This is a genomic window from Pantoea sp. B550 (assembly GCF_024158165.1).
Taxonomy (GTDB): Bacteria; Pseudomonadota; Gammaproteobacteria; order Enterobacterales; family Enterobacteriaceae; genus Pantoea; species Pantoea alfalfae.
The window spans coordinates 3876142-3900752 of record NZ_JAMYXI010000003.1 but is presented as its reverse complement, the minus strand read 5'-3'; the positions used below and the strand labels follow the sequence as shown (position 1 = coordinate 3900752).

General features: G+C 57.5%; 21 protein-coding genes. 14 read left to right on the top strand and 7 right to left on the bottom strand.

Features of this window, described 5'->3' with window-relative positions:
- Positions 1-28 precede the first annotated feature (28 nt).
- The gene (locus NIM72_RS21325; RefSeq protein WP_161735904.1) at positions 29-325 is read right to left on the bottom strand and encodes a DUF1161 domain-containing protein; all 297 of its coding nucleotides are present in this window, start codon (positions 323-325) and stop codon (positions 29-31) included.
- Between the two features lie 45 nt (positions 326-370).
- Entirely contained in the window at positions 371-694 is a 324-nt protein-coding gene (locus tag NIM72_RS21320; protein WP_013357904.1) for a DUF1283 family protein, read from the bottom strand.
- A 133-nt stretch (positions 695-827) separates the two neighbouring features.
- On the opposite strand from NIM72_RS21320, the gene NIM72_RS21315 reads away from it, so the two are divergent.
- Complete coding sequence (locus NIM72_RS21315; RefSeq protein ID WP_061063722.1) at positions 828-1154, top strand: YnfA family protein; 327 nt, start codon at positions 828-830, stop codon at positions 1152-1154.
- A 31-nt stretch (positions 1155-1185) separates the two neighbouring features.
- Here NIM72_RS21315 and ydfG read toward each other — a convergent pair whose 3' ends face one another.
- Positions 1186-1932, bottom strand: a complete 747-nt coding sequence (ydfG, locus tag NIM72_RS21310) for a bifunctional NADP-dependent 3-hydroxy acid dehydrogenase/3-hydroxypropionate dehydrogenase YdfG (RefSeq protein ID WP_161735918.1) — start codon at positions 1930-1932, stop codon at positions 1186-1188.
- A gap of 401 nt (positions 1933-2333) precedes the next feature.
- On the opposite strand from ydfG, the gene guaD reads away from it, so the two are divergent.
- The 5 genes from guaD to dcp are packed head-to-tail and all read left to right on the top strand — an operon-like array spanning position 2334 to position 10323.
- Positions 2334-3662 carry a guanine deaminase gene (guaD, locus tag NIM72_RS21305; protein WP_253421963.1) on the top strand — a complete coding sequence of 443 codons (1329 nt, stop codon included), beginning with the start codon at positions 2334-2336 and terminating at the stop codon, positions 3660-3662.
- On the top strand, positions 3659-5101 hold the full coding sequence (gene xdhA / locus NIM72_RS21300) for a xanthine dehydrogenase small subunit (protein ID WP_253421961.1): 1443 nt from the start codon (positions 3659-3661) through the stop codon (positions 5099-5101). Before guaD ends, xdhA begins: the two co-directional genes overlap by 4 nt.
- Complete coding sequence (gene xdhB, locus NIM72_RS21295) at positions 5091-7457, top strand: xanthine dehydrogenase molybdopterin binding subunit (protein ID WP_253421958.1); 2367 nt, start codon at positions 5091-5093, stop codon at positions 7455-7457. The genes xdhA and xdhB overlap by 11 nt, the downstream gene beginning before the upstream one ends.
- Entirely contained in the window at positions 7444-8220 is a 777-nt protein-coding gene (gene xdhC, locus NIM72_RS21290) for a xanthine dehydrogenase accessory protein XdhC (protein ID WP_253421955.1), read from the top strand. The genes xdhB and xdhC overlap by 14 nt, the downstream gene beginning before the upstream one ends.
- A 60-nt stretch (positions 8221-8280) precedes the next feature.
- Positions 8281-10323 (top strand): peptidyl-dipeptidase Dcp, encoded by a 2043-nt coding sequence (gene dcp / locus NIM72_RS21285; protein WP_253421952.1) that lies wholly within the window; start codon positions 8281-8283, stop codon positions 10321-10323.
- 42 nt (positions 10324-10365) lie between these two features.
- On the opposite strand, the gene hpxO is transcribed toward dcp, so the two are convergent.
- Positions 10366-11523, bottom strand: a complete 1158-nt coding sequence (hpxO, locus tag NIM72_RS21280) for an FAD-dependent urate hydroxylase HpxO (RefSeq protein WP_253421951.1) — start codon at positions 11521-11523, stop codon at positions 10366-10368.
- Positions 11524-12151: 628 nt separating this feature from the next.
- Here hpxO and NIM72_RS21275 point away from each other — a divergent pair.
- The 5 genes from NIM72_RS21275 (at position 12152) to NIM72_RS21255 (ending at position 15868) form a co-directional block, all read left to right on the top strand.
- The gene (locus NIM72_RS21275; protein WP_222924019.1) at positions 12152-13333 is read left to right on the top strand and encodes a glycosyltransferase family 4 protein; all 1182 of its coding nucleotides are present in this window, start codon (positions 12152-12154) and stop codon (positions 13331-13333) included.
- Positions 13334-13400: 67 nt separating this feature from the next.
- The gene (locus NIM72_RS21270) at positions 13401-13646 is read left to right on the top strand and encodes a hypothetical protein (protein WP_161734815.1); all 246 of its coding nucleotides are present in this window, start codon (positions 13401-13403) and stop codon (positions 13644-13646) included.
- A gap of 30 nt (positions 13647-13676) precedes the next feature.
- Complete coding sequence (gene ampC, locus NIM72_RS21265; protein WP_222924020.1) at positions 13677-14831, top strand: class C beta-lactamase; 1155 nt, start codon at positions 13677-13679, stop codon at positions 14829-14831.
- 87 nt (positions 14832-14918) lie between these two features.
- Positions 14919-15371: an antitoxin Xre/MbcA/ParS toxin-binding domain-containing protein gene (locus NIM72_RS21260; RefSeq protein ID WP_161734809.1), complete on the top strand. Its 453-nt coding sequence runs from the start codon at positions 14919-14921 to the stop codon at positions 15369-15371.
- Complete coding sequence (locus tag NIM72_RS21255) at positions 15371-15868, top strand: RES family NAD+ phosphorylase (RefSeq protein ID WP_253421940.1); 498 nt, start codon at positions 15371-15373, stop codon at positions 15866-15868. Before NIM72_RS21260 ends, NIM72_RS21255 begins: the two co-directional genes overlap by 1 nt.
- Before the next feature lie 13 nt (positions 15869-15881).
- On the opposite strand, the gene NIM72_RS21250 is transcribed toward NIM72_RS21255, so the two are convergent.
- The 3 genes from NIM72_RS21250 to NIM72_RS21240 form a co-directional block, all read right to left on the bottom strand.
- On the bottom strand, positions 15882-17705 hold the full coding sequence (locus NIM72_RS21250; protein WP_253421938.1) for a glycoside hydrolase family 15 protein: 1824 nt from the start codon (positions 17703-17705) through the stop codon (positions 15882-15884).
- 92 nt (positions 17706-17797) lie between these two features.
- Positions 17798-18691: an SDR family oxidoreductase gene (locus NIM72_RS21245; protein ID WP_161734799.1), complete on the bottom strand. Its 894-nt coding sequence runs from the start codon at positions 18689-18691 to the stop codon at positions 17798-17800.
- A 263-nt stretch (positions 18692-18954) separates the two neighbouring features.
- Complete coding sequence (locus NIM72_RS21240) at positions 18955-19989, bottom strand: LacI family DNA-binding transcriptional regulator (RefSeq protein WP_253421936.1); 1035 nt, start codon at positions 19987-19989, stop codon at positions 18955-18957.
- 222 nt (positions 19990-20211) lie between these two features.
- Here NIM72_RS21240 and NIM72_RS21235 point away from each other — a divergent pair, with 222 nt between their 5' ends.
- From NIM72_RS21235 to NIM72_RS21225, 3 genes are all read left to right on the top strand, one after another.
- A complete protein-coding gene (locus tag NIM72_RS21235; protein WP_253421933.1) occupies positions 20212-21234 on the top strand; it encodes an ABC transporter substrate-binding protein in 1023 nt (340 codons plus the stop codon).
- 88 nt (positions 21235-21322) lie between these two features.
- Positions 21323-23548 carry an iron ABC transporter permease gene (locus NIM72_RS21230; protein ID WP_253421932.1) on the top strand — a complete coding sequence of 742 codons (2226 nt, stop codon included), beginning with the start codon at positions 21323-21325 and terminating at the stop codon, positions 23546-23548.
- On the top strand, positions 23545-24606 hold the full coding sequence (locus NIM72_RS21225) for an ABC transporter ATP-binding protein (protein WP_253421929.1): 1062 nt from the start codon (positions 23545-23547) through the stop codon (positions 24604-24606). Before NIM72_RS21230 ends, NIM72_RS21225 begins: the two co-directional genes overlap by 4 nt.
- Positions 24607-24611 lie beyond the last annotated feature (5 nt).

The window sequence follows — 24611 nt, the reverse complement described above, 5'->3', positions numbered from 1 at the left end:
ACAGGATGTCGCCCTGGTTTGACGTTGACTACTGTGCTGGCGCGTCCTGAGAACTGCCGGCACTGGCAGGGACGCTGGCTTCATCGTCACGGCCTGTTCGCTTGTAAACAATCTTCTGTGTGTCGTTTTCACAATGTCCGACGACCTGACCGCCCGCCTGATCAACCTGATCGTTGGCAACAACGTCGAGACTAAAACCTGATTCAGGCACACCGTTCTGAATGATTTTCTGGCTGATATCGGCTTTCACCGATTCACAGGATGCCTGCGCCATCAGCGGCAGAGATAAAAACGCCGCGCTTAACAAAACCCTCTGTAGCTTCATCACGTCTTCCTTATGTTAGTCGTCCGTCATTACTATAGCTCAAATTTACGGCGCTACCGGGCGACCTGAACGGCGATCCAGGCAACGCAGGGTGTTAGGTTCCCAGTACGCGTTGAGATTGAGGCTCTGCTCGCACTTGTCTCGGGTATCAAAGGCGCGGTCGGTTTTATCAAACTCTTTTTCGACGCGGGTGTTTACTTTATTGCGCAGCATACGTGTGTCATTCCATTGCTCTTTGTCCTGACGCGCTGCTTCATTGCTCAGCGCAGAACTGCCATCTTCAATGATCAGACGGTTAGTATTCGCAGTGGCAGTCAACGCCGCGGTAGAGAGCAGCACCATCAGCACGGCAGGGATCATTTTTTTCATCACAATATCCTTTAGTTAACGCAAACATCGCCATCCGGGACGGCTGTTGCAGCGAGTTCTCATAGTATATCATCGCCGTTTCTTTGCTCACCAGCGGTGAGTCGTTTGTTTACGTTCAGGAGAGGTAAGGGTGCTGATTAAGACCGCCTTGCTGTTTTTTATAACCGCGCTGGCGGAGATCACCGGCTGCTTTCTGCCGTGGCTATGGCTTAAAAAAGGGGGATCGGCGTGGCTGTTACTGCCTGCCGCGGCCAGTCTGGCGCTGTTTGTCTGGCTGCTGACTCTGCATCCGGCTGCCAGCGGACGAGTGTATGCCGCCTACGGTGGCGTCTATGTGCTCACCGCACTGCTCTGGTTACGGGTGGTGGATGGCGTGAAGTTAAGTGCGTGGGACTGGAGCGGGGCACTGATTGCCTTTAGCGGCATGCTGATCATCGTCATGGGCTGGGGACGCGGTTAACGCCAGCCATCATGGCTGGCGCGGCAGAGGTTTACGGCTTATGTACTTTAAGACCCGCCAGCGTCTGGCTGACCGGCATCATCTCCAGACTATTGATATTGACATGCTTAGGCAGCGTGGCGACCCACCAGACTGCTTCTGTCACATCCTCTGGCGTCAGAGCAGTAGCGCCTTCATAGACCTGACCGGCTTTGTCATCATCGCCTTTGAAGCGCACGTTGGAAAACTCGGTGCCGCCAACCAGACCCGGCTCAATGTCGGTCACACGCAGCGCGGTGCCGTGCAGATCGGTTCGCAGGTTCAGGCTGAACTGGCGCACAAAGGCTTTGGTCGCCCCATAAACGTTGCCTCCGGCATACGGCCAGCTGCCGGCAATGGACCCGATGTTGATGATATGACCTGCATCCCGCTCCACCATCTGTGGCAGCAGGGCACGGGTCATATAGACCAGCCCCTTGGTGTTGGTGTCGATCATGTTTTCCCAGTCTTCCACGTTAGCCTTGTGCGCAGGCTCAATGCCCAGTGCCAGACCGGCGTTATTAACCAGCACGTCGATATTGCGCCATTCGGCCGGTAACTGTGCCACCGCCTCTTCAATAGCGGCACGGTTACGCACATCCAGCTGCACGGTATAAAGGTTGTCGCCCAGCTCATCCTTCAGCGCTTTCAGACGTTCAGCGCGTCGGCCGGTCGCAATCACTTTGTGACCGTTCTCAATAAAGCGGCGGGTGATGCTTTCACCAAAACCGGCAGTCGCGCCGGTGACAAAGATAATCATCTCACTGTTCCTTATGCCATTTTCAGAGTCGATGGCTTCACCATAGCATTTCATTTCTGCTTCTGCGCGAGGAAAAGCAGCCTGGCCCGTAAACGGATTTTAACGGGCATCCCGCTGCGCCTTTTCAGGGCAGTCTGCACCGCAAAAGGGCAGATTGTCAGGCAACAGGCCATACTCACATTAAGTCATCCGGGCAATATCGAATCGCAACCGTTTGCTTCGGCTTCGCAAACGGTTGCGACGCTAACGAAGGCCACCTTTGTTGCGCAACGCTTAACTTTTGTCGATAGGATTTTGATTTTAAAGGGTTTTTTTGTATTTCAGATCTGGCACGCAGGTTGCAAGATTTTTACAGAGATTCATCTGCAGATAATCAATCGCGCTTTCAGAAAGGACATACCATGCTATCAGCAACCGATACGGCGATACGCGCCAGCTTTTTTGACTTCACAGGCGTGGTGGATCATCCCGACGACCTGACCGGAAAGGCTCGCTATCTGGAGGATGGCCTGCTGCTGCTGCGTGACGGACACGTGGTTGGGCTGGATAGCTGGGAGAACAGCGAGGCGAGGCTGGCGGGTCAGCCTGTTACCGATATGCGCGGCAAACTGATTGTGCCTGGCTTTGTCGATACCCACATTCACTATCCACAGACGGAGATGATTGGTGCCTTTGGCGAACAGCTGCTGGAGTGGCTGAATCACTACACTTTCCCGGTTGAAGCGCAGTATCACTGCCCGGATCACGCCGCAAAGATGTCCGCCTTTTTCCTGCATCAGCTGCTCTCCAACGGCACCACCAGCGCGCTGGTGTTTGGCACCGTGCATCCGCAATCCGTCGATGCGCTGTTCAGCGCGGCCGAAGCCCTGAACATGCGGCTGATTGCCGGCAAAGTGATGATGGATCGCAATGCACCCGACAATCTCATCGAAACCCCGGAACAGAGCTACCAGCAGACGCGAGCGCTGATTGAGCGCTGGCACAAGCGTGGACGGCTGAATTATGCACTGACACCGCGCTTTGCGCCGACCTCATCCCCGCAGTTGCTGGAGAAAGTGCAGCAGCTGCGTCAGGCGTTTCCGGATACCTGGCTGCACACTCATCTCAGCGAAAACCCGCAGGAGGTTGCCTGGGTAAAAGAACTGTTCCCGGAGCGCGAGGGTTATCTGGATGTTTATCATCATTACCAGCTGACGGGTCGCCGCAGCGTCTTTGCGCACTGCCTGCATCTGGAAGAGCAGGAATGGCAGTGTCTGCACGATACCGATTCCTCCATTGCCTTCTGTCCTACCTCAAACCTGTTCCTCGGCAGCGGCCTGTTTAACATTAAACGCAGCTGGCAGCAGGGCGTGAAAACAGGCATTGGCACCGATGTCGGCGCAGGCACCACCTTTAGTATGCTGCAGACCCTGGGCGAAGCCTACAAGGTAGGCCAGCTGCAGCACTACCGGCTCAGCGCCGCCGAAGCCTTTTATCACGCCACGCTGGGCGGGGCGCACGCGCTGGATCTCGACCATGCAATCGGGAACTTCAGCGTCGGTAAAGAGGCGGACTTTGTGGTGCTCGATCCGGCGGTCTCTGCGCTTCAGCAACTCCGCATCGGCAACAGCAAAGACATCTGGGAAAAACTGTTTGTATTAATGACGCTGGGCGACGACCGCAACATTGCCCAGACCTGGGTCGGTGGTCGTCCGGTCTGGCAGCGCGATGCACAGGAGCAAGCCGCATGATCCAGTTTCTGTTAAATAACCAGCTGGTCAGCGAAGACGCGCTCGACCCGAATCTCACGGTGCTCAACTACCTGCGCACTTGTCAGCATCGGCCTGGCACTAAAGAGGGCTGCGCCTCCGGCGACTGCGGTGCCTGCAGCGTCACGCTGGGTAAAGCTGTCGGCGGTGAGATGCAGTATGAAACGATCAATAGCTGCCTGACGCTGGTCTCCGCGTTACAGGGCAAACAGCTGATCACGGTTGAGGATCTGCGCCACGGTCGCGCACTGCATCCGGCGCAGCAGGCAATGGTCGACTGCCACGGCTCACAATGCGGATTCTGCACGCCAGGCTTTGTAATGTCGCTCTTCAGCCTGCAAAAAAAGTCAGCGGGCTGGGATCGGCATCAGGCGGAAACTGCGCTGGCGGGCAATCTCTGTCGCTGCACCGGCTACCGGCCAATCATGGCTGCGGCCGAACAGCTCTGCTCGCAGCCGGTCAATGACCAGTTCGATCACAGTGCCGCCAGCACCGTACAGCGGCTGGCGGCGCTGGCCACTCCGGAGATGCAGGAGATAGGCGTTGAGGGTCATCGCTGCTTTCTGCCAAAAACTCCATCCCAGCTGGCCGCAATCTATCAGGCACATCCCGATGCGAAGCTGATTGCGGGTGGCACCGATCTCAGCCTGCAGATCACCCAGCAGCATAAAAAAATACCGCTACTGATTGCACTTGAGCAGGTTGCCGCGCTGAAAGTCTGCAGCGAATTTGACGATCACTATCTGCTGGGTGCGGGCGCATCGCTACAGCAGGTTAGCGAGTTTCTTGCCAGCCGCATTCCCGGCGTCAGCGAGATGCTGCAACGCTTTGCTTCACTGCAAATCCGTTTGCAGGGGACACTCGGCGGTAACATCGGTAATGCATCACCCATAGGGGACGCGTCGCCGGTGCTGCTGGCCCTCAATGCCAGCTTGCTGCTGCAGCGCGGTGAGCAGCAGCGGAGCCTGCCGCTGGATCACTTCTTTACCGGCTATCGCCAGACGCAGCTGGAAAAAGGGGAGTTTATCCGCGCTATTCGCATCGATAAAGTGACGGTGTCACCAGATTTTGTTGCCTGGAAAGTCTCTAAACGGCTGGATGATGATATCTCCGCCGTGTTCGCTGCCTTTAATCTGCAGATGGAACAGGGCGTGGTAAGTTCCGCCCGTATCGCCTTTGGCGGCATGGCGGCCACACCGCAACGCGCCCGGCAGTGTGAACAGGCGCTGGTCGGTCAGCTGCTGAGTTCCGTGACAGTGTCACGAGCAGCCGCCGCGCTGGCAGAAGATTTCCAGCCGCTTTCTGATTTCCGTGCCAGCAGTAACTACCGCCTTCAGGTGGCACGCAATCTGCTCCGCCGCTACTGGCATCGCCACAACGGCGAAATCACCTGCCTCGAGGTCTCCCGCTATGTCTCATAACCGTCCTGAACTCAACGAAGAGGTGATCAAGGCGCAGTATGCCGCGGATTTACAGAGCGGCGTGGGTCGCAGTCATCGTCATGAGAGCGCGGAAAAACATGTCTCCGGCGAGGCGCGTTTTATCGACGACAAGCCGGAATTGCCTGGTCTGCTGCACCTCTGTCCGCGCCTGAGTGAGCATGCTCATGCGCGCATCCTGCGCATAGATGTGCAGCCCTGTTATGCCGTGCCCGGCGTGGTGAGCGTATTAACCTGGCAGGATGTGCCGGGCATCAATGATGTCGGGCCGCTGGAGCCGGGCGATCCGCTGCTGGCACATGACAAAGTAGAGTACCTGGGGCAGATCGTGATTGCGGTGGCGGCGGAATCCCCTGACGCTGCGTGTCTTGGCGCGGCCGCGGCAGTGATTGAGTATGACGTGCTGGAACCGTTGCTGGATGTGGAGCAGGCGCTGGCGCAGGGCAGCTTTGTGCAGGAACCGCACATTCACCAGCGCGGGGATGCAGACGCGGCACTGGCACGCGCGCCGCATCGGGTCAGCGGATCGTTCCATATCGGCGGCCAGGAGCATTTCTATCTGGAAACCCAGACGGCAATGGTCATTCCTGGCGAAGATCAGCAGTTGCAGGTCTTCTCCTCAACCCAGAATCCCACCGAAGTGCAGAAGCTGGTGGCGGAAGTGATGGGCATCAGCCTGAATCAGGTGACCATCGATATGCGCCGGATGGGCGGCGGCTTTGGCGGTAAAGAGACACAGGCGGCCGGGGTTGCCTGCCTCTGCGCGATCGTGGCGCGTCAGACCGGCCGGGCGGCAAAGATGCGGCTCTCACGCCGCGACGATATGCGCGTCACCGGCAAACGCCATCCGTTCTTTGTACGCTACGACGCGGGCGTTGAAGAGGACGGGCGTCTGTGCGGCATCAGAATCGATCTTGCCGGCAACTGCGGTTATTCGCTGGATCTTAGCGGATCAATCGTCGATCGTGCCATGTTCCACGCCGATAACGCTTATTACCTCGGCGATGCGCTAATAACCGGCTATCGCTGCCGCACCAATATGGCCTCGAATACCGCCTATCGCGGTTTTGGCGGACCGCAGGGCATGGTGGCGATTGAACAGATCATGGATCATATCGCCCGCGACCGTGGACTGGACCCACTGGCGCTGCGCAAGCGTAACTATTACGGCAAGCAGGAGCGTAACATCACCCATTACCACCAGCAGGTAGAGGATAATCTGCTGGATGAGATCACTGAACAGCTGGAGTTGAGCAGCGACTATCAGGCACGGCGCGCGGAAATCACAGCGTTTAACGCCCGCAGTCCGCTGCTGAAACGCGGCCTGGCGCTGACGCCGGTAAAATTCGGCATCTCCTTTACCTCCAGCTTCCTCAATCAGGCGGGCGCGCTGATTCTGATCTATACCGACGGCACGGTGCAGCTTAACCACGGTGGCACCGAAATGGGCCAGGGACTGAACACCAAGGTGATTCAGATTGTTGCCGAAGTGCTGCAGATTGAAACCGATAAAATCCAGATTACCCCCACCGACACCGGCAAAGTGCCCAACACTTCGCCGACGGCGGCCTCCAGCGGCGCTGACCTTAACGGTAAAGCAGCGCAAAACGCTGCGGAAATCCTGCGCGACCGCATGACCGCCATGCTCTGCGAACTGCATCAGTGCGATGCGGCGGCGGTGAGCTTTCGTAATGGCGTAGTGCGCGCTGGCGAAAAGCATTATACCTTTGCCGAGGTAGCGAAGCTGGCGTGGCTCAATCAGGTGCCACTCTCTGCCACCGGCTATTATCGCGTGCCGGGGATTCATTACGACCGGCTGGCCGGGCGTGGCACGCCGTTCTACTACTACGCCTTCGGGGCTGCCTGCTGCGAGGTGGTGATCGATACTTTAACCGGTGAATCCCGCCTGCTGCGCGCCGATATTCTCCATGACGTCGGGGCCTCGCTGAACCCTGCCATCGACATCGGGCAGGTCGAAGGGGGCTTTGTGCAGGGCGTCGGCTGGCTCACCTGCGAAGAGCTGGTATGGAGTGACAAAGGCCAGCTGCTGACCGATGGTCCGGCAAGCTACAAAATTCCTGCCATCAGCGACGTTCCGGCGGACCTGCGGGTCACGCTGGTGGAGAACCGCAAAAACCCGAAAGACACAGTGTTTCACTCCAAGGCCGTAGGCGAACCGCCGTTTATGTTAGGGATAGCCGCCTGGTGTGCGCTGCAGGATGCGGTCGCCAGCGTCGCCGGTTACCAGCAGCACCCTGGGCTGGATGCGCCTGCGACACCGGAGCGGATCTTCTGGGGCGTGCAGCGCCTGACGGGAGTTGTTGATGATCTATCATGACTGGATCGGCGTGCTGCATCAGCTGCGTGAAAAACGCCAGAGCTGCGTATTGATCACCGTGCTCAGTGAGCACGGTTCGGTGCCGCGTGACAGCGGCAGCAAAATGGTCGTCACGCAGCAGGAGAGTTTTCTCACTATCGGTGGCGGTCATCTGGAGTTTGCGTGCATCGCTCAGGCCAGGGCGATGCTGCAGAGCGGGGCAACTGCGCCCCACATCGAGGATTTCAGCCTCGGCGCGCGGCTCGGACAGTGCTGTGGCGGCAAAACCACACTGCTGTTTGAGCCGCTGCTTCAGGCGCAGCCGGAAATTTACCTGTTTGGCGCGGGCCATGTCGGACAGGCGCTGGTGAATCTGCTGGCGACGTTACCCTGTCACGTAAACTGGATCGATAGCCGTCCGGCGCAGTTCAGCCACGTTCCCGCTGGCGTGATGACACTGCAGCCGGACGATCCGCTCGACTGTGTGACCCAGGCGCCTGCGGGCAGCTACTTCATCATCATGACCCATCATCATCCCCTCGACTTCGATTTGTGCGAGGCGGTGCTGAAGCGCGGCGATTTCCGCTATGCCGGGGTGATCGGTTCTGAAACGAAAAACCAGCGTTTCCGCTACAGGCTGGCAGGCAAGGGTGTGGCAAGCGAGCCGCTGGCGCGCCTGCGCTGTCCGATTGGCCTGCCGGACGTCAAAGGCAAGCTGCCCGCCGAGATTGCGGTGGCGATTGCCGGGGAAATCATCAGCGTGTATCAGCAGCAAATCGCCTGAGTTGCGCTTTCGCGGCAACCTGTCAGGATAAGACTTTGCGATGCCCACCAGGAGCGAACCATGAACGCCCGTCAGAATCCCTTCTTTAGCGTCAGCACACTGCCTTATCAGGCGCCTCCCTTTGACCAGATTGAGGAGCAGGATTTTCTGCCCGCGCTGCAGGCGGGCATTGAGGAGAAGCGTCAGGAGATCGAGGCGATCGCACTGAACAGCGACGCGCCCAGCTTTTTCAACACTTATGAGGCGCTGGAGAGGAGCGGACAACTGCTCAACCGGGTGAATCTGGTGTTCAGTGCCATGACCTCGGCGCATACCAGTCCGTATCTTCAGCAGGTGGATGAGGAGATTGCGCCTCAGCTTACCGCGCTCAACGATGACATCATGCTGAACCGCCCGCTGTTTTCGCGGCTCGATGCGGTCTATCTGCAGCGCGCTAAACTGGATGCTGAATCAAAACGGCTGGTCGAGGTGATCTGGCAGCGTTTCCAGCTGGCGGGGGCCAATCTGCCGGAAGCGCAGAAACAGCAGCTTAAGGCACTGAATCAGGAGGCGGCCCGCCTCAGCACCCGCTTCACCAACAGACTGCTGGCCGCCACTAAAGCGGGTGGGCTGGTCGTCGATGATCTGCAGAAGCTGGAGGGACTCTCACCGGCCGATCTGGCGGTGGCGCAGGCGGAAGCGCAGGCACGCGGACTGGAAAAGCGCTGGCTGCTGGTGTTGCAGAACACCACCCAGCAACCCGCACTTCAGAGCCTGGCCGATCGCGCAACCCGTGAAGCGCTGTTTAAGGCGGGCGTGACGCGCACTGAAAAAGGCGATGAGAACGACACCCGCGAGCTGGTATTACGTCTGGCGCAGGTCAGGGCGGAGCAGGCGCGGCTGCTGGGATTTGCCAGCTATGCCGAGTGGAAGTTACAGGATCAGATGGCCAAAACGCCTAAGGCGGCGCTGGCGTTTATGCATAACATCGTGCCTGCCGCGCGCGGTCGTGCGGAGCGTGAAGCGGCGGCTATCCAGCAGACCATCGACCAGCAGCAGGGCGACTTTACCCTGCAGGCCTGGGACTGGCGTTTTTATGCCGAACAGGTGCGGCGTGCCCGTTACGATCTGGATGAGAGCCAGATTAAGCCCTACTTTGAACTGAATTCAGTGCTGCAGAATGGCGTGTTCTGGGCGGCGACGCAACTCTATGGCATCCGTTTCACGCCGCGACAGGATCTGCCCGTTTACCATCCCGACGTCCAGGTCTACGAGATTTTTGACGCCGATGAGACCCCCCTGGCGCTGTTTTACACCGACTTCTTTAAGCGCGACAGCAAAGGCGGCGGCGCCTGGATGAGCAACTTCGTCAACCAGTCTACGCTGCTCGACAGCAAACCGGTGATCTACAACGTCTGTAACTACACCAAGCCGCCAGCCGGGGAACCGGCGCTGCTGAGCTGGGACGACGTTATCACGATGTTTCATGAGTTCGGTCACACGCTGCACGGTCTGTTTGCCAGCCAGCGCTATCCGAGCCTGTCGGGAACGGAAACCCCGCGCGATTTCGTTGAGTTTCCTTCGCAGATCAATGAGCACTGGGCCAGCGAGCCAGCGGTGTTCCGAAACTATGCCCGTCACTATCAGACTCATGAGCTGATGCCTGCTGAGCTACATGAAAAGATCGTCCGGGCCGCGACGTTCAATAAAGGCTATGAGATGAGCGAACTGCTGGCTGCCGCGCTGCTGGATCTGCACTGGCACAGCCTTAACCGTGATGCCGCACCGCAAAGCGTAGAAGGGTTCGAGCAGCAGGCGTTGCAGAGCGACAATATGGCGCTGTCGGCGGTGCCGCCGCGCTATCGTTCCAGCTATTTCCAGCATATCTGGGGCGGTGGTTACGCCGCAGGTTATTACGCCTATATCTGGACGCAGATGCTCGCCGACGATGGCTATCAATGGTTTGCGGAGCATGGCGGACTGACCCGTGAAAACGGCGACATCTTCCGGCAGAAGATTCTGTCACGAGGTAACAGCAGCGATCTTAAAACGCTGTATGAAAGCTGGCGGGGCGCAGCACCTCAGCTTGAGCCCATGCTGAAGAATCGCGGTCTGGCGGATTGATAATTAAAAGGGCTGTCATGGTGACAGCCCCTGTTTTTTTGGTCAGCCCAGCGGGCCGCCTTCGATGGTTTCGCACATTCCGGCCAGCACTCGCTCACCGGTTTCGTTTTTCAATGACTGATACCACTCCGCCGTGACCGCCGGGTCGCGCGCATGGGTCACGTCACAGCGTTTGCGTGCCTTCAGCACCAGATCTTTTACCCGCTCAACCCGTCGCGCCTGATAGCGCAACAGGGCATCTTCTATACCCAGCGAATGAGAGGCCAGCGTCGCGGCCAGCACGACGGCATCTTCCATCGCCGCACAGCCACCCTGACCAATATCGGGCGTGGTGCTGTGGGCCGCATCACCAAGCAGCGCTACACGCCCTTTGACAAAGCGGCTGAACGGTTCAATGTCGTGGATCTCAACCCGGTTAGTGGTGTCGGGATGAATTGCCGCAATCAGTTGCTGCACCGGCTCCGCCCAGCCCTGGAAGTAGCCGGTCAGGTCCGCTTTCACCGTGCTGCGATCCTGCGGCAGTCCCTTCGGTAGCGGCACATCAAAGAAGAAGTAGAATCGATTGCCGCTGACCGGCATCAGTGAAACACGCTTACCGTCACCAACAAAGGTGGTCCACTGATCGGCGGGCGCAATATGTTCGTCTATGGTGACCAGGCCATTCCAGTTAACGTAACCGGCATAACGTCGTTCCAGCTTCTGCTCCAGCACATAGTCACGGACGACGGAATGGGTGCCATCGGCGGCAATCAGAAAATCGCCGTGCGCCTGACTGTTGTCAGAGAAAGTGGCGATGACGCCATTTTCAGTCTGTTCGACCTGGATCACCCGCTTGCCAAACTGCACCCGTTCTCGTCCGAAGGTATCAATCAGCATCGCCTGCAGTTCTGCTCGTGCCACCGGACAGGGATATTCGCCCACCTGCTGTACCAGCGGAGCCATGCTGAAGCGGGTCAGGGGCGCACCGGTTGCGCCGTCGTGATAGGCCATATAGGCCATATTGCCGCCCAGCTTACGTAGCGCGGTTTTCATTCCCAGCGCATTCAGGCATTTAACGCCATTGGGCCAGATAGAAATCGCCGCGCCAACGGGTTTCATCGCCTGAACGGCCTCAAACACCTCAACGTCGATCCCGGCTTTCTCCAGCGCAATCGCGCTGCTCATTCCGCCAATACCGCCACCAATTACGATTGCTTTCATAATGCTCTCCTGTCTGCATGGAGAGACTCCTGCAACTTTTGTACCAGAGAGGTGGCTACGCTGGGGTTTGCTACAAAATTGAAGTAAAGCATGGATTTACTTTCATTGTTGCGGTGTGCGTCAGGCAACCTCTTTCTGATGTGATGCACTTAAATGTGGCAAATCAGGGAGCCAGAAGAGTGCAGATGTGATCAGGCTGCATCTTTTGTTTCATCATTTGTTTTATGGTCGCTATCAGGTTTCCGGGACATTCATCAGTCAGTGAGAGTCAACATCCCGTTATCCCGCGCCGTAAATTACTTTAAAAGTTGTAAACTAAATAACTACCTCGCTTTGATAACATTACTAACAAATAATTAAACATAAACATAATAAATGGCGCAGATATTGCCCGGGAAATCCTTGCCTTATTCAACAGGCAGTTGGGCTGAAACAATTAAACATACCTGTTAATAAAAAATGCAGATTCATAAACAGACACAATTATGACTGTTTTATCACCGGGCGCAATCATTAGCAAAACTGTGCAAGCCACAGCAGAAAGGGCTTTTAGGAAATTGCTCAAACGTATCCGCCGCGATCGCGTGATATAGATCACTCTGGACATAAAGGACTCTGGAAGACGATCATGAAAATTGGAATCACGAATAACCAGTATCCGGAGCAACGTAATATCTTAGTTAATCCGGATAACGACTATATAAATCTGAAAAAGAGCAATCTGTTCTATTTTATTAATCCGTTACGTACCCGATTGCTTAAAAAGAATAAAACCTTTGTCTTTCAGCCTGTGCCTTTTTCCGGGGCATCGCGGGCTGACATCCTTCATCTGTTCAACGAAGTCGCCATCACTCAGCAGAAGTGGGTCGCCTCGTTTGAAACCGAGCTGCCGCGCGTGTTGCCGGTAGCGGGTGTTGCCAAGCAGGATAACCCTGAGCTGCAACGGCTTATTCCTTATCTGTTAAAAGATAACTGTCTGGGGCTGATTGCCATCTCAGACGCTACGCTGAACATTCAGATGAAACTGTTCAAACCGGATGTTGCGCAGCAAATCCGCCGTAAAACCCTGGTGCTGCATCCGCCGCAAAAGCTGTTCGTTCAGCAAAAAACGCCGCGTCAGCCCGGTATTCTGAAGCTGATCTTTGCCGGTAATGAGTTCTACCGTAAAGGCGGGGCGGAAGTGGTGCTGGCAATCAGTGAGCTGATTGAAGAGCACCGGCTGGACGAGTCGCAGCTGGATCTGCAGCTGATTGGCGATCTCACCAAACGTCGTAATGTTGCTCACCGTCAATTCCAGGATGATGATGCTTTTTGTCGCGACATTGAGAACCGCATCAAGCGCTATCGCTGCATTACGCATCATTCACAGATGGAAAACAGTGCGCTGATGCAGCTGTTCCGTCAGAGCGATGCCGGTTTATTACCGACCTGGCAGGAGACTTACGGTTTCTCCGTGCTGGAGATGCAGGCCAACGGCTGTCCGGTCATCACCAGCAACGTGCGTGCGCTGCCGGAAATCAATCCTGCCAATGCGGGCTGGGTCATTGCGAGTCCGCTGAACCCCGATCGCGAATACAGCATCACCTCGGCAGAGCAAAAATCGCAGTTGCGCCGGTCGCTGGTGGACGGGCTGAAATCGACGCTGCTCGCCATCATTGAACGTCCTGAAATATTGCAGGAGAAAGGGGACGCGGCCATTCTGCGTATTAAAGAGCAGCATGACACCCAGCGTTATATCGCCCGGCTCAATGATATCTACAGTCGTGGCGTGATGAATGTCACTCAACACCCTCCTGGGGTCTCAATTTGATGAGATTTCTCTGACGGCGCGCGCCAGACTGGCCATACTTAGTGCTGCGTACCTCAGGAGAAATGTTATGAAAATTATCCTCGCTCTGCTGCTGTCCGGATTACTGGGCAGCAGCGCCTTCGCTCAGCCTGCACCGATTTTTCCGGCCCGCGCGCCGCTGGTGCAGTTGACGCCCGTCGCTGACCGCTGCGATCTCTCCACCTGTCAGACCAATTGCTACGTAGAGCAATCCCATTGCAACACCCGGGATAGCGGTGCCTGTAGCTCAAAGGCTCAGATGTGCGTACAGGCCTGTTCCAGCCAGTGTAAATAATTCGATTCAGTGAAGAACGCTTAGTTAACAATGAAAAAGTCCTTTTTTTACCTTGCTTTATTTTCTCTCTCTGCCAGCTGTGTTGCCGCCGATCTCTCCTCACAGCAGGTCACTTCTCTGGTTAAAGCCGTGATCGAACCGCTAATGGAGCAGCAGGCGATCCCCGGTATGTCGGTGGCGGTGCTTTACAAGGGCCGGGCGCAGTTTGTGAACCTCGGCGTGGCCGATCTTGAGTCACGCCGCCGGGTTACGGAAAACACGCTGTTTGAACTGGGGTCGGTGAGTAAAACCTTTACCGGCACCCTGGCCGGAATCATGATCCGCAACGGCGAAATCCGTCTTAACGATCCGGTACAGAAAGTCTGGCCGCAGCTGACGGGTGAGCAGTGGCGTCCGGTGCGGATGCTGCATCTGGCGACCTATACTGCGGGCGGCCTGCCTCTACAGCTGCCCGATGAGGTGACCGATCAGGCTTCGCTGCTCCGCTTCTATCAGAACTGGCAGCCAGAGGCAGCACCCGGTCTGCAGCGTCAGTACTCTAACGCCAGTATCGGTCTGTTTGGCTCGCTGATGGTGAAGGGCGACTATGAGCAGGCGATGGAGCGACATGTGTTTCAGCCGCTGCGCCTGACGCGCACTTACATTACCGTGCCGCCGTCGATGATGCTGAACTACGCCTGGGGCTATAAAAATGGTCAGCCGGTTCGGGTTTCCCCCGGCATGCTGGATGCCGAGGCCTATGGCGTCAAATCCACCGCGCGTGACATGCTGACCTTTATGCAGGCCAACGTCGATCCCAACCGGTTGTCGGCGGGCAATGCCGTATTGCGCAATGCCATCCGCACCGCGCAGTCGCGCTATTTTAACGTCGGGAGTCTTTACCAGGGGCTGGGCTGGGAGATCTACGACTGGCCCGTCGATGCTGAGACGCTGCTCAAAGACAACGATAATGGCGTGGCGCTGAAACCGCGTCCGGCGACCCTGATCAATCCGGTCGGACCGTCGCAGAGCGCCAGCTGGGTGCATAAAACCGGCTCTACTAATGGATTTGGTGCCTATATCGCTTTTATTCCTGAGCAGAACAGCGGCATCGTGCTACTTGCCAACAAAAATTACCCCAATCCGCTTCGCATCCGCGTAGCGTGGCAGATTCTGCAGGCGCTCCGGCAGGGTACGGCTGAATAATACGCCTCACGCCTGCTCAGCCCGAGCAGGCTGGCACCCTCTGTTCATTTGCGCTAAAATGAAAATCAAATGAACAGGAGGGCTGCTATGTCCATCGCCATCTACACACCCGCTCAGCATCAGCACAACCGTTCGCTCCTGCACGCCCTGAACCTGCCGGAAACGCTGCCTGATGCACACCAGCGTATCGCAACAGGATTCAGCAGCGGCGTGCTGAAACGCACCGCGTCATTGTCCACCTTTGATGAGGGCTGGCTGTGCCGTCTGGCGGGCATCGATCGCACCACTTATAACCGTAAAGTCAAAGATCCGCAGCAGACCTTTTCGCCCGATCAGAGCGGACGGATCTATATGTTGATCCGCGTCCTTTCTGCCGCCAGCACCCTGTTTCGAGACGACAGAGAGCGGCTGGTGCAGTGGCTGGAAACGCCCGCCAAAGCGCTGGGCGGTAAAAAACCAGCCGAAATGACCACCACGGTGGTGGGTGCTGAAGCGGTGATTAACCTGATTGGTCAGCTTGAGCATGGCGTGATCACCTGATGGCGGTGCCTTTCTTTCGCCTGGTGAAGCGTGAGTATGTGATGACCGCTTTTGATGGGTTCGGTGCCCGTACTTATGGCGGGCGCTGGAATTCTGTGGGAACGATCTGTGTCTATATGGGATCGAGCCGGGCGCTCTGTGTGCTGGAGGCGCTGGTGCACCTCACCATTCAGGATCTGGCGCATGACTACACAATGCTGGCGATTAACGTACCGGAATCGCTGATCACCGAGCTTTCGCTGGCGGCGTTACCCGCTGACTGGCAGGCCGATCCTGCACCATCTTCTACCCGACAAATTGGTGATGACTGGCTCGCCAGCCCGGACAACGGCCTGGTGCTCAAGGTGCCGAGCACGCTGACGGGTGAATGGAACGCGCTATTCAATCCCCGTCATCCGGCGGCAGCGGGCATCATCAGTAAAGTGGTGGCAGAACCGTTTTTCTTCGACCCGCGCTTCCGGCTGCAACAGGACGCCGGTTCCCTGACCTCCCTGTAACATGAGTGATGCATCACGCTGACGGCTGCGATTCCGACAACGCCTGCGCCGCACAGATCAATGCCAGATGGCTCAGCCCCTGCGGCATATTGCCTCGCCAGCTCTGACTGCGGACATCATACATCTCATTGAAGATATCGACGTTACCGTGGCCGTTCAGCGTATCAAGAATCTCCTGCATCGCCTGTTCCGCCTGGCCGGTCTCGCCCATCTCTGCCCATGCTTCTACCAGCCAGAAGGCGCAGGCGAGAAAGGTACTCTCTTCCTCTCTGACGCCGCTGTAGCGATAGAGCATGGCGCTGCCGTCGCCCAGCGCCTGCTGGATTGCGCGGTAGGTCGAAAGCATCCGCTGCGGATTAACCGCGTTGCCGTAGCCGTGAACCAGCGCCAGCGATGCGTCGAGGCGATCGTCACTGCCGGCGTAAAAGAGATAAGCCTGCTGTTGCTCCGACCAGCAGTGCGACTCAATCCAGTCGCGAATGCGGTCACGTTCCCGCTGCCAGCGTCCCAGCCAGGTCGGTTCGATATGCTGGCTTTCGGCCAGCGCGACCGCCCGGTCCAGCGCCATCCAGCAGGCCATCTTGGAGTGGGTGTAATGTTGCAGCTCCGGCAGTTCCCAGATGCCGCAATCTTTCTGCCGCCAGTGATCGGCGCAGCAGTTTGCCAGCTCACCCAGCATGCGCGAGGTGGTGATATCCAGTACGTGTCCCGCTTCAATAAAGTGCTGTGCGGTGACCAGCATGTCGCCATACATGCTGAGCTGCAGCTGGTCGCGGGCGTTGTTGCCAACCCGCACCGGCTGAGAGTTTTTATAGCCGCTCAGCGGCGGATAACGCTCGGCGGGCACCTCATCGCCATTCAGGGCATAGCAGGCCCGCAGTCTGACACCGTAACGCATAATGGTCTGCGACAGCCAGGAAAAGGCCGCCTTACAATCTTCCAGCGCCCCGATATAGACGAACGCTTTAATAATCAGGCAGGCGTCGCGCACCCAGGCGTAGCGGTAATCATAATTTTTCTCGCCGCCGATACCTTCCGGTAAGGAGGTGGTCGCGGCAGCGGCCAGCGCACCGGTCGGAGAGTACCAGAGAAACTTCAGCGACAGGGCAGAGCGCTTTACCAGTGCCGGATAGCTGCCAGCGTAACGCAGGCTCTCCACCCAGCTGGTCCAGCCGGTGTGACTGGTTTCGATCCGCTGATCGATAGCCTCCAGTGGCGGCACCGCCAGCGGCTCTTTTTCGGTCACCAGCAGCGCGCAGAGCGATCGGGAACCGGCCGTTGTGCGCAGCGTGGCGCAGACCTGCTCATCATCCAGCTCGGTTATCTGAATATCTTCGCTGGTGCGAAACATCGCCATGATCTCCGCGATGTGAAATACCTTGCCTTTCTCATTGTCAGCCACCCAGGGCGAACGGGTTTCAGCGGCAGTGCCGAAACGCAGGGTGATCGCTAATTCCACCTCCCCGCTGACGCCCTCAATGCGACGCGCCAGTTCACACCACGGCAGACGGCCCGCCAGCGTGCTGTTGATTGATTCCGTCAACAGTACGCTGCCGCTGTCCGTTTCGAAACGGGTTTCCAGCACATTGCTGTTGTCACGGTAGCGGCGCGAAACCTGATAGGGCGTGCGCGGCACGATCTGAAAGTAGCCACCGAGTCCGGCATCAAGCAGGCGATCAAACAGCGGTTTCGCATCGAGATTAGGCGCGCACCACCAGTCAATAGCCCCATCCGGCGCGATCAGCGCCACCGAGCGGCCTTCACCAATGGCGGCATAATCACCCAGACCCGCAAAGCCATCTTCTCTGACCGGCGAATGAATGATCGGGTTTTGCATGGTCTGCTTCCTTATTTCACTGTAACGAGAATTCTTCTGTGGGCAAAAACGGGACAAAAAAATGGCCGCGTTATGCGGCCATCAGAGACAATTTACAGCGTGCCGGTGCCGCCATCAGAGCACCAGACCTGACCGGAGGAGTAGCTGCTTTCGGTTGAGGCCAGGGTAACGTAGAGTGGGGCGATCTCAACCGGCTGACCGGGACGGCCCATCGGTGAATCGGCACCAAACTGCTTCACTTTTTCCATCGGCTGTCCGCCGCTGGATTGCAGTGGCGTCCAGTATGGGCCTGGCGCGACTGCGTTGACGCGAATACCGTCGCCACCCAACTGCTTAGCCAGCGATTTGGTGAAGGCAACGATACACGCTTTGGTCTGCGCATAGTCGAGCAGAATATCGCTGGGTTTAAAGGCCTGTACTGATGAAGTATTAATAATCGACGCACCGCGTGGCAGATATTCCAGCGCCGCTTTGGTGATCCAGAACATCGCATAAACGTTGGTTTTAAACGTTGCGTCAAAATCTTCCGTACTCAGAGTACGAATGGACTCATTAAATTGCTGACGACCGGCGTTATTCACCAGAATATCCAGACCGCCTAATTTATCAGCGGCGTCTTTCACCAGCTGCTGACAGAATTCTTCAGAACGAATGTCGCCGGGAATAGCGAAAACTTTACGGCCTTCCGCTTCGATTAATTTAATCACTTCATCGGCATCGGGCTGTTCTTCCGGCAGGTAGTTAATCACCACGTCTGCGCCTTCACGGGCATAAGCGATGGCTACAGCGCGGCCAATTCCGGAGTCACCGCCGGTAATCAGCGCCTTACGGCCGGTCAGTCGGCCAGTACCGCGGTAGCTGGTTTCACCGTGGTCGGGAACCGGGATCATCTTGCTGGCCAGGCCTGGCGCCTGTTGTGGCTGGTCCTCAAACGGAGGCTTAGGAAATTGATCCAGATCGAGCGTCTTGTTAGTTGGTGTAGCCATTGTATGCTCCTTGAACAGAGTTATCTGAGACATTAAGCCTGGCACAAATGTGATATTTGTCACATCTGACTGCTGATTCATTGAGCAGATAAAACCAGAAGAACTTAATAATGCAGATAAAGCGTAGTCAGGAAATCGATATTGTGTGCGGCACTGTCCGATTATTTTCAAAGGGGGCAGGAAATAAGTAAAGCGAAGCGTAAAACCGACTGGGGATTATTTCAGCAGGTGAAATGTTCCGGCTGAAAATAAACAAAGGGCAGTTAACCGCCCCGTACTGAACCCCGCCAGACCACATCGACCGGATATATTCTCCGCTCATGCTGTTGTTCATTTTTGGGTGTTAGCGTTTCCGGTTGCGCTTCTTTCTCCACCAGCCAGGCAATCGCATCGCGGGCAAACTGCTCCACTGGCTGCGCAAAGGTGGTGAGGTTATACGAGGACCAGCCCGACTGCGGGATATTGTCATGCCCCATGATGCAGAGATCCTCCGGAATACGCAGTGCAAAGCGGTGACGCGCCTCATCCATAAAACCGCAGGCGAGCAGGTCGGTAGCACAGTAAACCGCATCCGGGCGAATGTTACGCGTCAGCAGACGCTGGGCCAGAATCTGGCCGCTTTCATAGGAGGTGGTGCCGAATCGCTCCACCTGAACTGTGATACCCGCTTTTTGCGCCGCCACCAGAAAATCGGCTTCGCGCTTCAGCAGACTCGGCGTGCCTGCCAGCGAATTGACAAAGGCGATGCGATTGCAGCCTGCCCGGACAAAGGCGTTAACCGCCATTTCGGCGGCAGGGCGGGAGTCGGGATTAATATTGAGCGTGCCGGGCAGGGATTCGTCGCGATTAATCAGCACCAGATGCTGACCGTGCTTGTAGCAGAGCCGGGTAATGCCGCTGTCCGGCATACCGGAAAGAATGATTGAGGCGTCGGCACGGAAATTAATCGCCTGTTGCAGTGCGTCGGAAACCCGCGCATCCGAGCGGTCGGTGTTGATCAGCATCGCCACTTTTCCCGCTTCCTGCAAATACTGGGTCATCCAGCGCACCAGGCTGGCACGGTAGGGCGTATCCACTTCGGAGGCGATTAAGCAGACAATGCCGCTGCGGTTGCGTACGAGACCGCGAGCCAGATGATTGACGTGATAGCCCAGCTCTTCAGCCGCTTTCATCACCCGCTGACGGGTGGACTCCGACACGCTGGCACCTTGCGTAAAGGTGCGGGAGACCGCTGACCGGGAGACGCCTGCCCGGTCAGCGACATCCTGCGCACTCACTACTGCTTTAAGCTGCTGCATCTTTTTCCTCGCCCCTCTCTTGCCTGTACTGAGTCTGCCTGAAATTGCAAGGGTGTGCAAAGGGTGCCTGCCTGCCAGATGTTTCAAATTTGTGACAGACCCTGACAATTGCATAGCAACTCAATTGACAGGGTCGCCGGGTCGCCGTACTACTTTGCTTACATCTTTGCACACATGTGCAAAAGCTGGCGCACATGCGTCATCCAGCCCCAGGAGAACACCATGCGTTATCCCTCTCTGCTCGCTGTTGTCATCATCTGCCCTCTGGTGCCGTTTGCTGCCTCGGCGGCGGGCCTTAATATGATCTGCTCTGCTGATGTGGTGGTGTGTGAACAGATGACCACGCTGTTCAGCCAGAGTCATCCCGACATCAAACTCAGCATGGTGCGGCTCTCTGCCGGTGAAGCTTATGCCCGTATCCGCAGTGAAGCGCGCAATCCCCGTACCGATATCTGGTGGGCGGGCACCGGTGACCCGCATATGCAGGCCGCCGAAGAGGGCTTAACCCAGGCCTACAAATCTCCTCTGCTCGATGAGCAGCAGCCGTGGTCACAGAAAGTCGCGGAGATCTCCGGGTATCGCACCGTGGGCGTCTATGCCGGTGCGCTGGGCTGGGGCTACAACACGAAACTGCTGGCGGTGAAAAAGCTGAAGGTCCCGGCCTGCTGGGCGGATTTACTTGACCCTGGCTTTAAAGGGGAAATTCAGATCGCCAATCCTAACTCCTCCGGCACGGCCTATAACACTCTGGCGACGCTGGTGCAGATCATGGGTGAAGACAAGGCCTTTGACTACCTGAAGAAGCTCAATGCCAATATCTCTCAGTACACCAAGTCCGGCTCTGCACCGGTTAAGGCCGCCGCGCGCGGTGAAACCACCGTCGGCATTGTCTTTATGCATGATGCCGTGGCGATGGAGGTGGATGGCTTCCCGATTAAGCCCGTCGCGCCCTGCGAAGGCACCGGCTATGAAATTGGTTCAATGTCGATCATTAAAGGCGCGCGCAATCTGGCTAATGCTAAAAGCTGGTACGACTGGGCGCTCAGCGCTGAGGCTCAGTCGCACATGAAAGAGGCGAAGTCGTTCCAGTTGCCTTCTAACCGCAAGGCGGAGATCTCTCAATACGCGCCGCGCTTCGAGAATATCAAACTGATCGATTATGACTTCAAAACCTATGGTGACTCGGCAAAACGCAAGGCGTTGCTGGGTCGCTGGGATAAAGAGATTGGTGCCAGCGCGCAATAACGGTGGTGTGCGCCCGGCCTTCTGAGCCGGGTCTGTGCCAGACCGCGGTGGCGTAAGCCTGATGTCCGCTTCCTGATGGAGGTGATTTATGAATGCGCACAATCGTCGCTTAACCGGCACGCTGCTGGCGGGGGCCATCGCGCTGATGCTGCTGCCCTGGTATAGCCTGGAGCAGGGCTTTTTTACGGGAGACTGGCTGTCTAGCCTGTGGGCCGATGAGAACAACACACCGGCGCTGGGGCAGCTCGCGTTACGCAGCTGGCTGGGGATCGCCGTCGCGCTATGGCTGCTCTCTGCGGCCAGCGTCTTTCTGCCGCCAGGCCGCTTCCGCAGCACGCTGCTGCTGCTGTTCAGCGTGGCGGGCATTCTGTTTCTGGTGCTGGAAGGGCATGCCATTGGGTTTAGTGGCTGGAACTGGCTGTGGCTGGAGAACCTCTTCGGGCCGCTGGCGCAGGGGCAACCGGCGATGGGTGCGGGCGCACTGCTGCTGCTGACCGTCTTTCTGCTTATCTTCGCCTTTGCCCTGGCGGAGCGCGGCGTGCTGAAAGGCGATGCCTTTGTGGTGGCGTCAATTGTGCTGCTGGTGGCGCTGGTTACGACCTTTGTGCTCTATCCGGTGCTGAGCCTGTTTGTTGCCTCGGTGCAGGATAGTGACGGCAGCTTTAAACCGGACGGGCTGATTGCCAATGTGCAGGATCCCGCCATCTGGAGCCTCGGCTGTTTCACCGGCGGCTCCTGCGGCACGGCCTGGCGCACGCTGGGACTGGCGCTGATGACCGCCAGTGGTTCTACGCTGCTGGGCCTGGCGTTTGCGCTGGCGGCCACGCGTACGGGGCTGCCCTATAAAAAAGCGCTGCGGATGCTGACCATATTGCCCATTATCACGCCGCCATTTGTTATCGGTCTGGCACTGATCCTGCTGTTTGGCCGCTCCGGCGTGGTGACAGCATCGCTGGCGACGCTGTTCGGTATCGAGCCGGGCCGCTGGCTCTATGGGCTGACCGGCATCTGGATTGCCCAGGTGCTGTCGTTTACTCCCATTGCGTTCCTGGTGCTGATTGGCGTAGTTGAGGGGGTCAGTCCGTCACTGGAAGAGGCGTCGCAGACCCTGCGCGCCAGCCGCTGGCGCACGTTCTCCTGCATCTCGTTGCCGCTGATGGCGCCAGGTCTGGCCAACGCGTTCTTAATCAGCTTTATCGAAAGCATGGCCGATTTCGGCAACCCGATGGTGCTGGGCGGCAGTCACGGCGTGCTCTCGACAGAGATCTTCTTCTCCGTGGTCGGCGCTCAGAACGACCCAAGCCGCGCGGCGGTGCTGGCGATGATCCTGCTGGGCTTTACCCTTGCCGCTTTTCTGGTGCAGCGCGTCTGGCTCTCAGGCAAAAGCTTCGCCACCGTAACCGGCAAAGGCGACGGCGGCCGTCATGTGATGCTGCCGCGTCCGGTGCGCTACAGCGTCTATGGCATGGTGATCCCGTGGGGACTCTTCACCCTGGTGATCTACGGCATGATCATGATTGGCGGCTTTGTGCAGTCCTGGGGGCTGAATAATAACCTGACGCTGGATCACTATATCCGCGCCTTCAGTGTCAGCGTGAATCAGGGGCAGCTGGTCTGGAGCGGCGTCGCCTGGAATTCCTTCTGGACCACGCTGGAAATCGCCCTGATTGCCGCACCGCTCACCGCCATTGTGGGGCTGCTGACTGCCTGGCTGATCGTGCGACAGAAGTTTGCCGGCCGTCAGACGTTTGAATTCATGCTGATGCTGAGTTTTGCCATTCCCGGCACGGTGATAGGTGTGAGCTATGTGATGGCCTATAACCTGCCGCCGCTGGAGATCACCGGCACCGCGATGATCCTGATCGCCTGCTTTGTCTTCCGTAATATGCCGGTCGGCGTGCGGGGCGGGATGGCGGCGATGAGCCAGCTGGATAAAAGCCTGGATGAAGCCTCACTGACGCTGGGCGCCAACAGTTTCCGCACGCTGCGCAAAGTGGTACTGCCGCTGCTCAAACCTGCGATCAGCGCCGCGCTCGTCTACGCCTTTGTGCGGGCCATTACCTCGATCAGTGCGGTGATTTTTCTGGTCAGCGCCCAGTACAACATGGCGACCTCTTATATTGTCGGGCTGGTGGAGAATGGCGAGTATGGCGTCGCGATTGCCTACTCCTCGGTACTGATTGTGGTGATGCTGCTGATCATTGGTCTTTTCCAGCTGCTGGTGGGCGAACGTCGCCTGCGCCGTGCAACCCAACCGGCGGTAATTGTTGCCTCACCCTCTGCATCTACTCTGACTCAGGAGAGAGCCGTATGACGACCATTAACGCCGGATCGGTGGTGTTTGAACATGTCGCGAAGCGATTTGCTGGTTTTACTGCAGTGCCGGATCTGTCGCTTACCGTAGAGCCGGGCACGCTGGTAACGCTGCTCGGGCCATCCGGCTGCGGTAAAACGACCACGCTGCGGCTGCTGGCCGGGCTGGAGCATCCTACCTCGGGGCGGATTCTGATTGGCGGCAAAGAGGTGACCCATCTGCCCGCTAATGAGCGCGACGTGGCGATGGTGTTTCAGTCCTACGCGCTGTTTCCGCATATGAACGCTATCGACAACATTCTTTACGGTCTGCTCTCTTCTGGCATGAACAAACGCGAGGCGCAGGACAGGGCGCGCGAGGGGCTGAAGCTGGTGGGGCTGGAGAGTCAGGGACAGCGGCTGCCATCCGAACTGTCCGGCGGACAGCAGCAGCGTATTGCGGTGGCCCGTGCGCTGGTGCTGGAACCGCAGGTGCTGCTGCTTGATGAGCCGCTGTCGAACCTCGATGAGCGTCTGCGCCGTCGGGTGCGCACCGATATCCGCGATCTGCAGCAGCGGCTCGGGTTTACCGCCGTCTACGTGACCCATGACCAGGAGGAGGCGCTGGCGGTCTCCGATAAGATTATTGTCATGAAAGAGGGAGATATTGCTCAGCAGGGCGCGCCGGAGACGCTTTACCATTCGCCCAATTCAGTCTTTATCGCGGATTTTATGGGTGAAGCCAATATTCTGCCCTGTGAAGTAGAACAGACGGATGCAGATGACGCGCTGGTGCGGCTGGGTAATCAGCGCTTCCGGGTGCGGGGTGCCGGCGCTAAACCCGGCACTGCTCAGCTGGCGGTGCGGCCACAGTTTATTACGCTGTCCGGCGACGGTCAGGGTGCGTTGCAGGGTGAAGTGATCCACAGCACCTGGCTGGGCGATCATATCGAATATGAAGTCGCTACCGAGCTTGGCGCGCTGTTCATTATCGACCCGCAGATGGAACAGCGTCTGCCGCTCGCCGCCACGGTTGGCGTCAACTTTAAGCCGCAGGGTTTAGCCCTGATAGCCCGTTAATCTGA

What these genes read in the sequence shown, in the direction of transcription:
- hpxO (WP_253421951.1), bottom strand. Translation starts at nt 11,523, where the DNA reads ATGAAAGCAATCGTAATTGGTGGCGGTATTGGCGGAATGAGCAGCGCG.
- xdhC (WP_253421955.1), top strand. Translation starts at nt 7,444, where the DNA reads ATGATCTATCATGACTGGATCGGCGTGCTGCATCAGCTGCGTGAAAAA.
- NIM72_RS21235 (WP_253421933.1), top strand. Translation starts at nt 20,212, where the DNA reads ATGCGTTATCCCTCTCTGCTCGCTGTTGTCATCATCTGCCCTCTGGTG.
- xdhA (WP_253421961.1), top strand. Translation starts at nt 3,659, where the DNA reads ATGATCCAGTTTCTGTTAAATAACCAGCTGGTCAGCGAAGACGCGCTC.
- dcp (WP_253421952.1), top strand. Translation starts at nt 8,281, where the DNA reads ATGAACGCCCGTCAGAATCCCTTCTTTAGCGTCAGCACACTGCCTTAT.
- NIM72_RS21320 (WP_013357904.1), bottom strand. Translation starts at nt 694, where the DNA reads ATGAAAAAAATGATCCCTGCCGTGCTGATGGTGCTGCTCTCTACCGCG.
- NIM72_RS21245 (WP_161734799.1), bottom strand. Translation starts at nt 18,691, where the DNA reads ATGGCTACACCAACTAACAAGACGCTCGATCTGGATCAATTTCCTAAG.
- ydfG (WP_161735918.1), bottom strand. Translation starts at nt 1,932, where the DNA reads ATGATTATCTTTGTCACCGGCGCGACTGCCGGTTTTGGTGAAAGCATC.
- xdhB (WP_253421958.1), top strand. Translation starts at nt 5,091, where the DNA reads ATGTCTCATAACCGTCCTGAACTCAACGAAGAGGTGATCAAGGCGCAG.
- NIM72_RS21240 (WP_253421936.1), bottom strand. Translation starts at nt 19,989, where the DNA reads ATGCAGCAGCTTAAAGCAGTAGTGAGTGCGCAGGATGTCGCTGACCGG.
- guaD (WP_253421963.1), top strand. Translation starts at nt 2,334, where the DNA reads ATGCTATCAGCAACCGATACGGCGATACGCGCCAGCTTTTTTGACTTC.
- NIM72_RS21270 (WP_161734815.1), top strand. Translation starts at nt 13,401, where the DNA reads ATGAAAATTATCCTCGCTCTGCTGCTGTCCGGATTACTGGGCAGCAGC.
- NIM72_RS21255 (WP_253421940.1), top strand. Translation starts at nt 15,371, where the DNA reads ATGGCGGTGCCTTTCTTTCGCCTGGTGAAGCGTGAGTATGTGATGACC.
- NIM72_RS21250 (WP_253421938.1), bottom strand. Translation starts at nt 17,705, where the DNA reads ATGCAAAACCCGATCATTCATTCGCCGGTCAGAGAAGATGGCTTTGCG.
- ampC (WP_222924020.1), top strand. Translation starts at nt 13,677, where the DNA reads ATGAAAAAGTCCTTTTTTTACCTTGCTTTATTTTCTCTCTCTGCCAGC.
- NIM72_RS21260 (WP_161734809.1), top strand. Translation starts at nt 14,919, where the DNA reads ATGTCCATCGCCATCTACACACCCGCTCAGCATCAGCACAACCGTTCG.
- NIM72_RS21225 (WP_253421929.1), top strand. Translation starts at nt 23,545, where the DNA reads ATGACGACCATTAACGCCGGATCGGTGGTGTTTGAACATGTCGCGAAG.
- NIM72_RS21325 (WP_161735904.1), bottom strand. Translation starts at nt 325, where the DNA reads ATGAAGCTACAGAGGGTTTTGTTAAGCGCGGCGTTTTTATCTCTGCCG.
- NIM72_RS21230 (WP_253421932.1), top strand. Translation starts at nt 21,323, where the DNA reads ATGAATGCGCACAATCGTCGCTTAACCGGCACGCTGCTGGCGGGGGCC.
- NIM72_RS21275 (WP_222924019.1), top strand. Translation starts at nt 12,152, where the DNA reads ATGAAAATTGGAATCACGAATAACCAGTATCCGGAGCAACGTAATATC.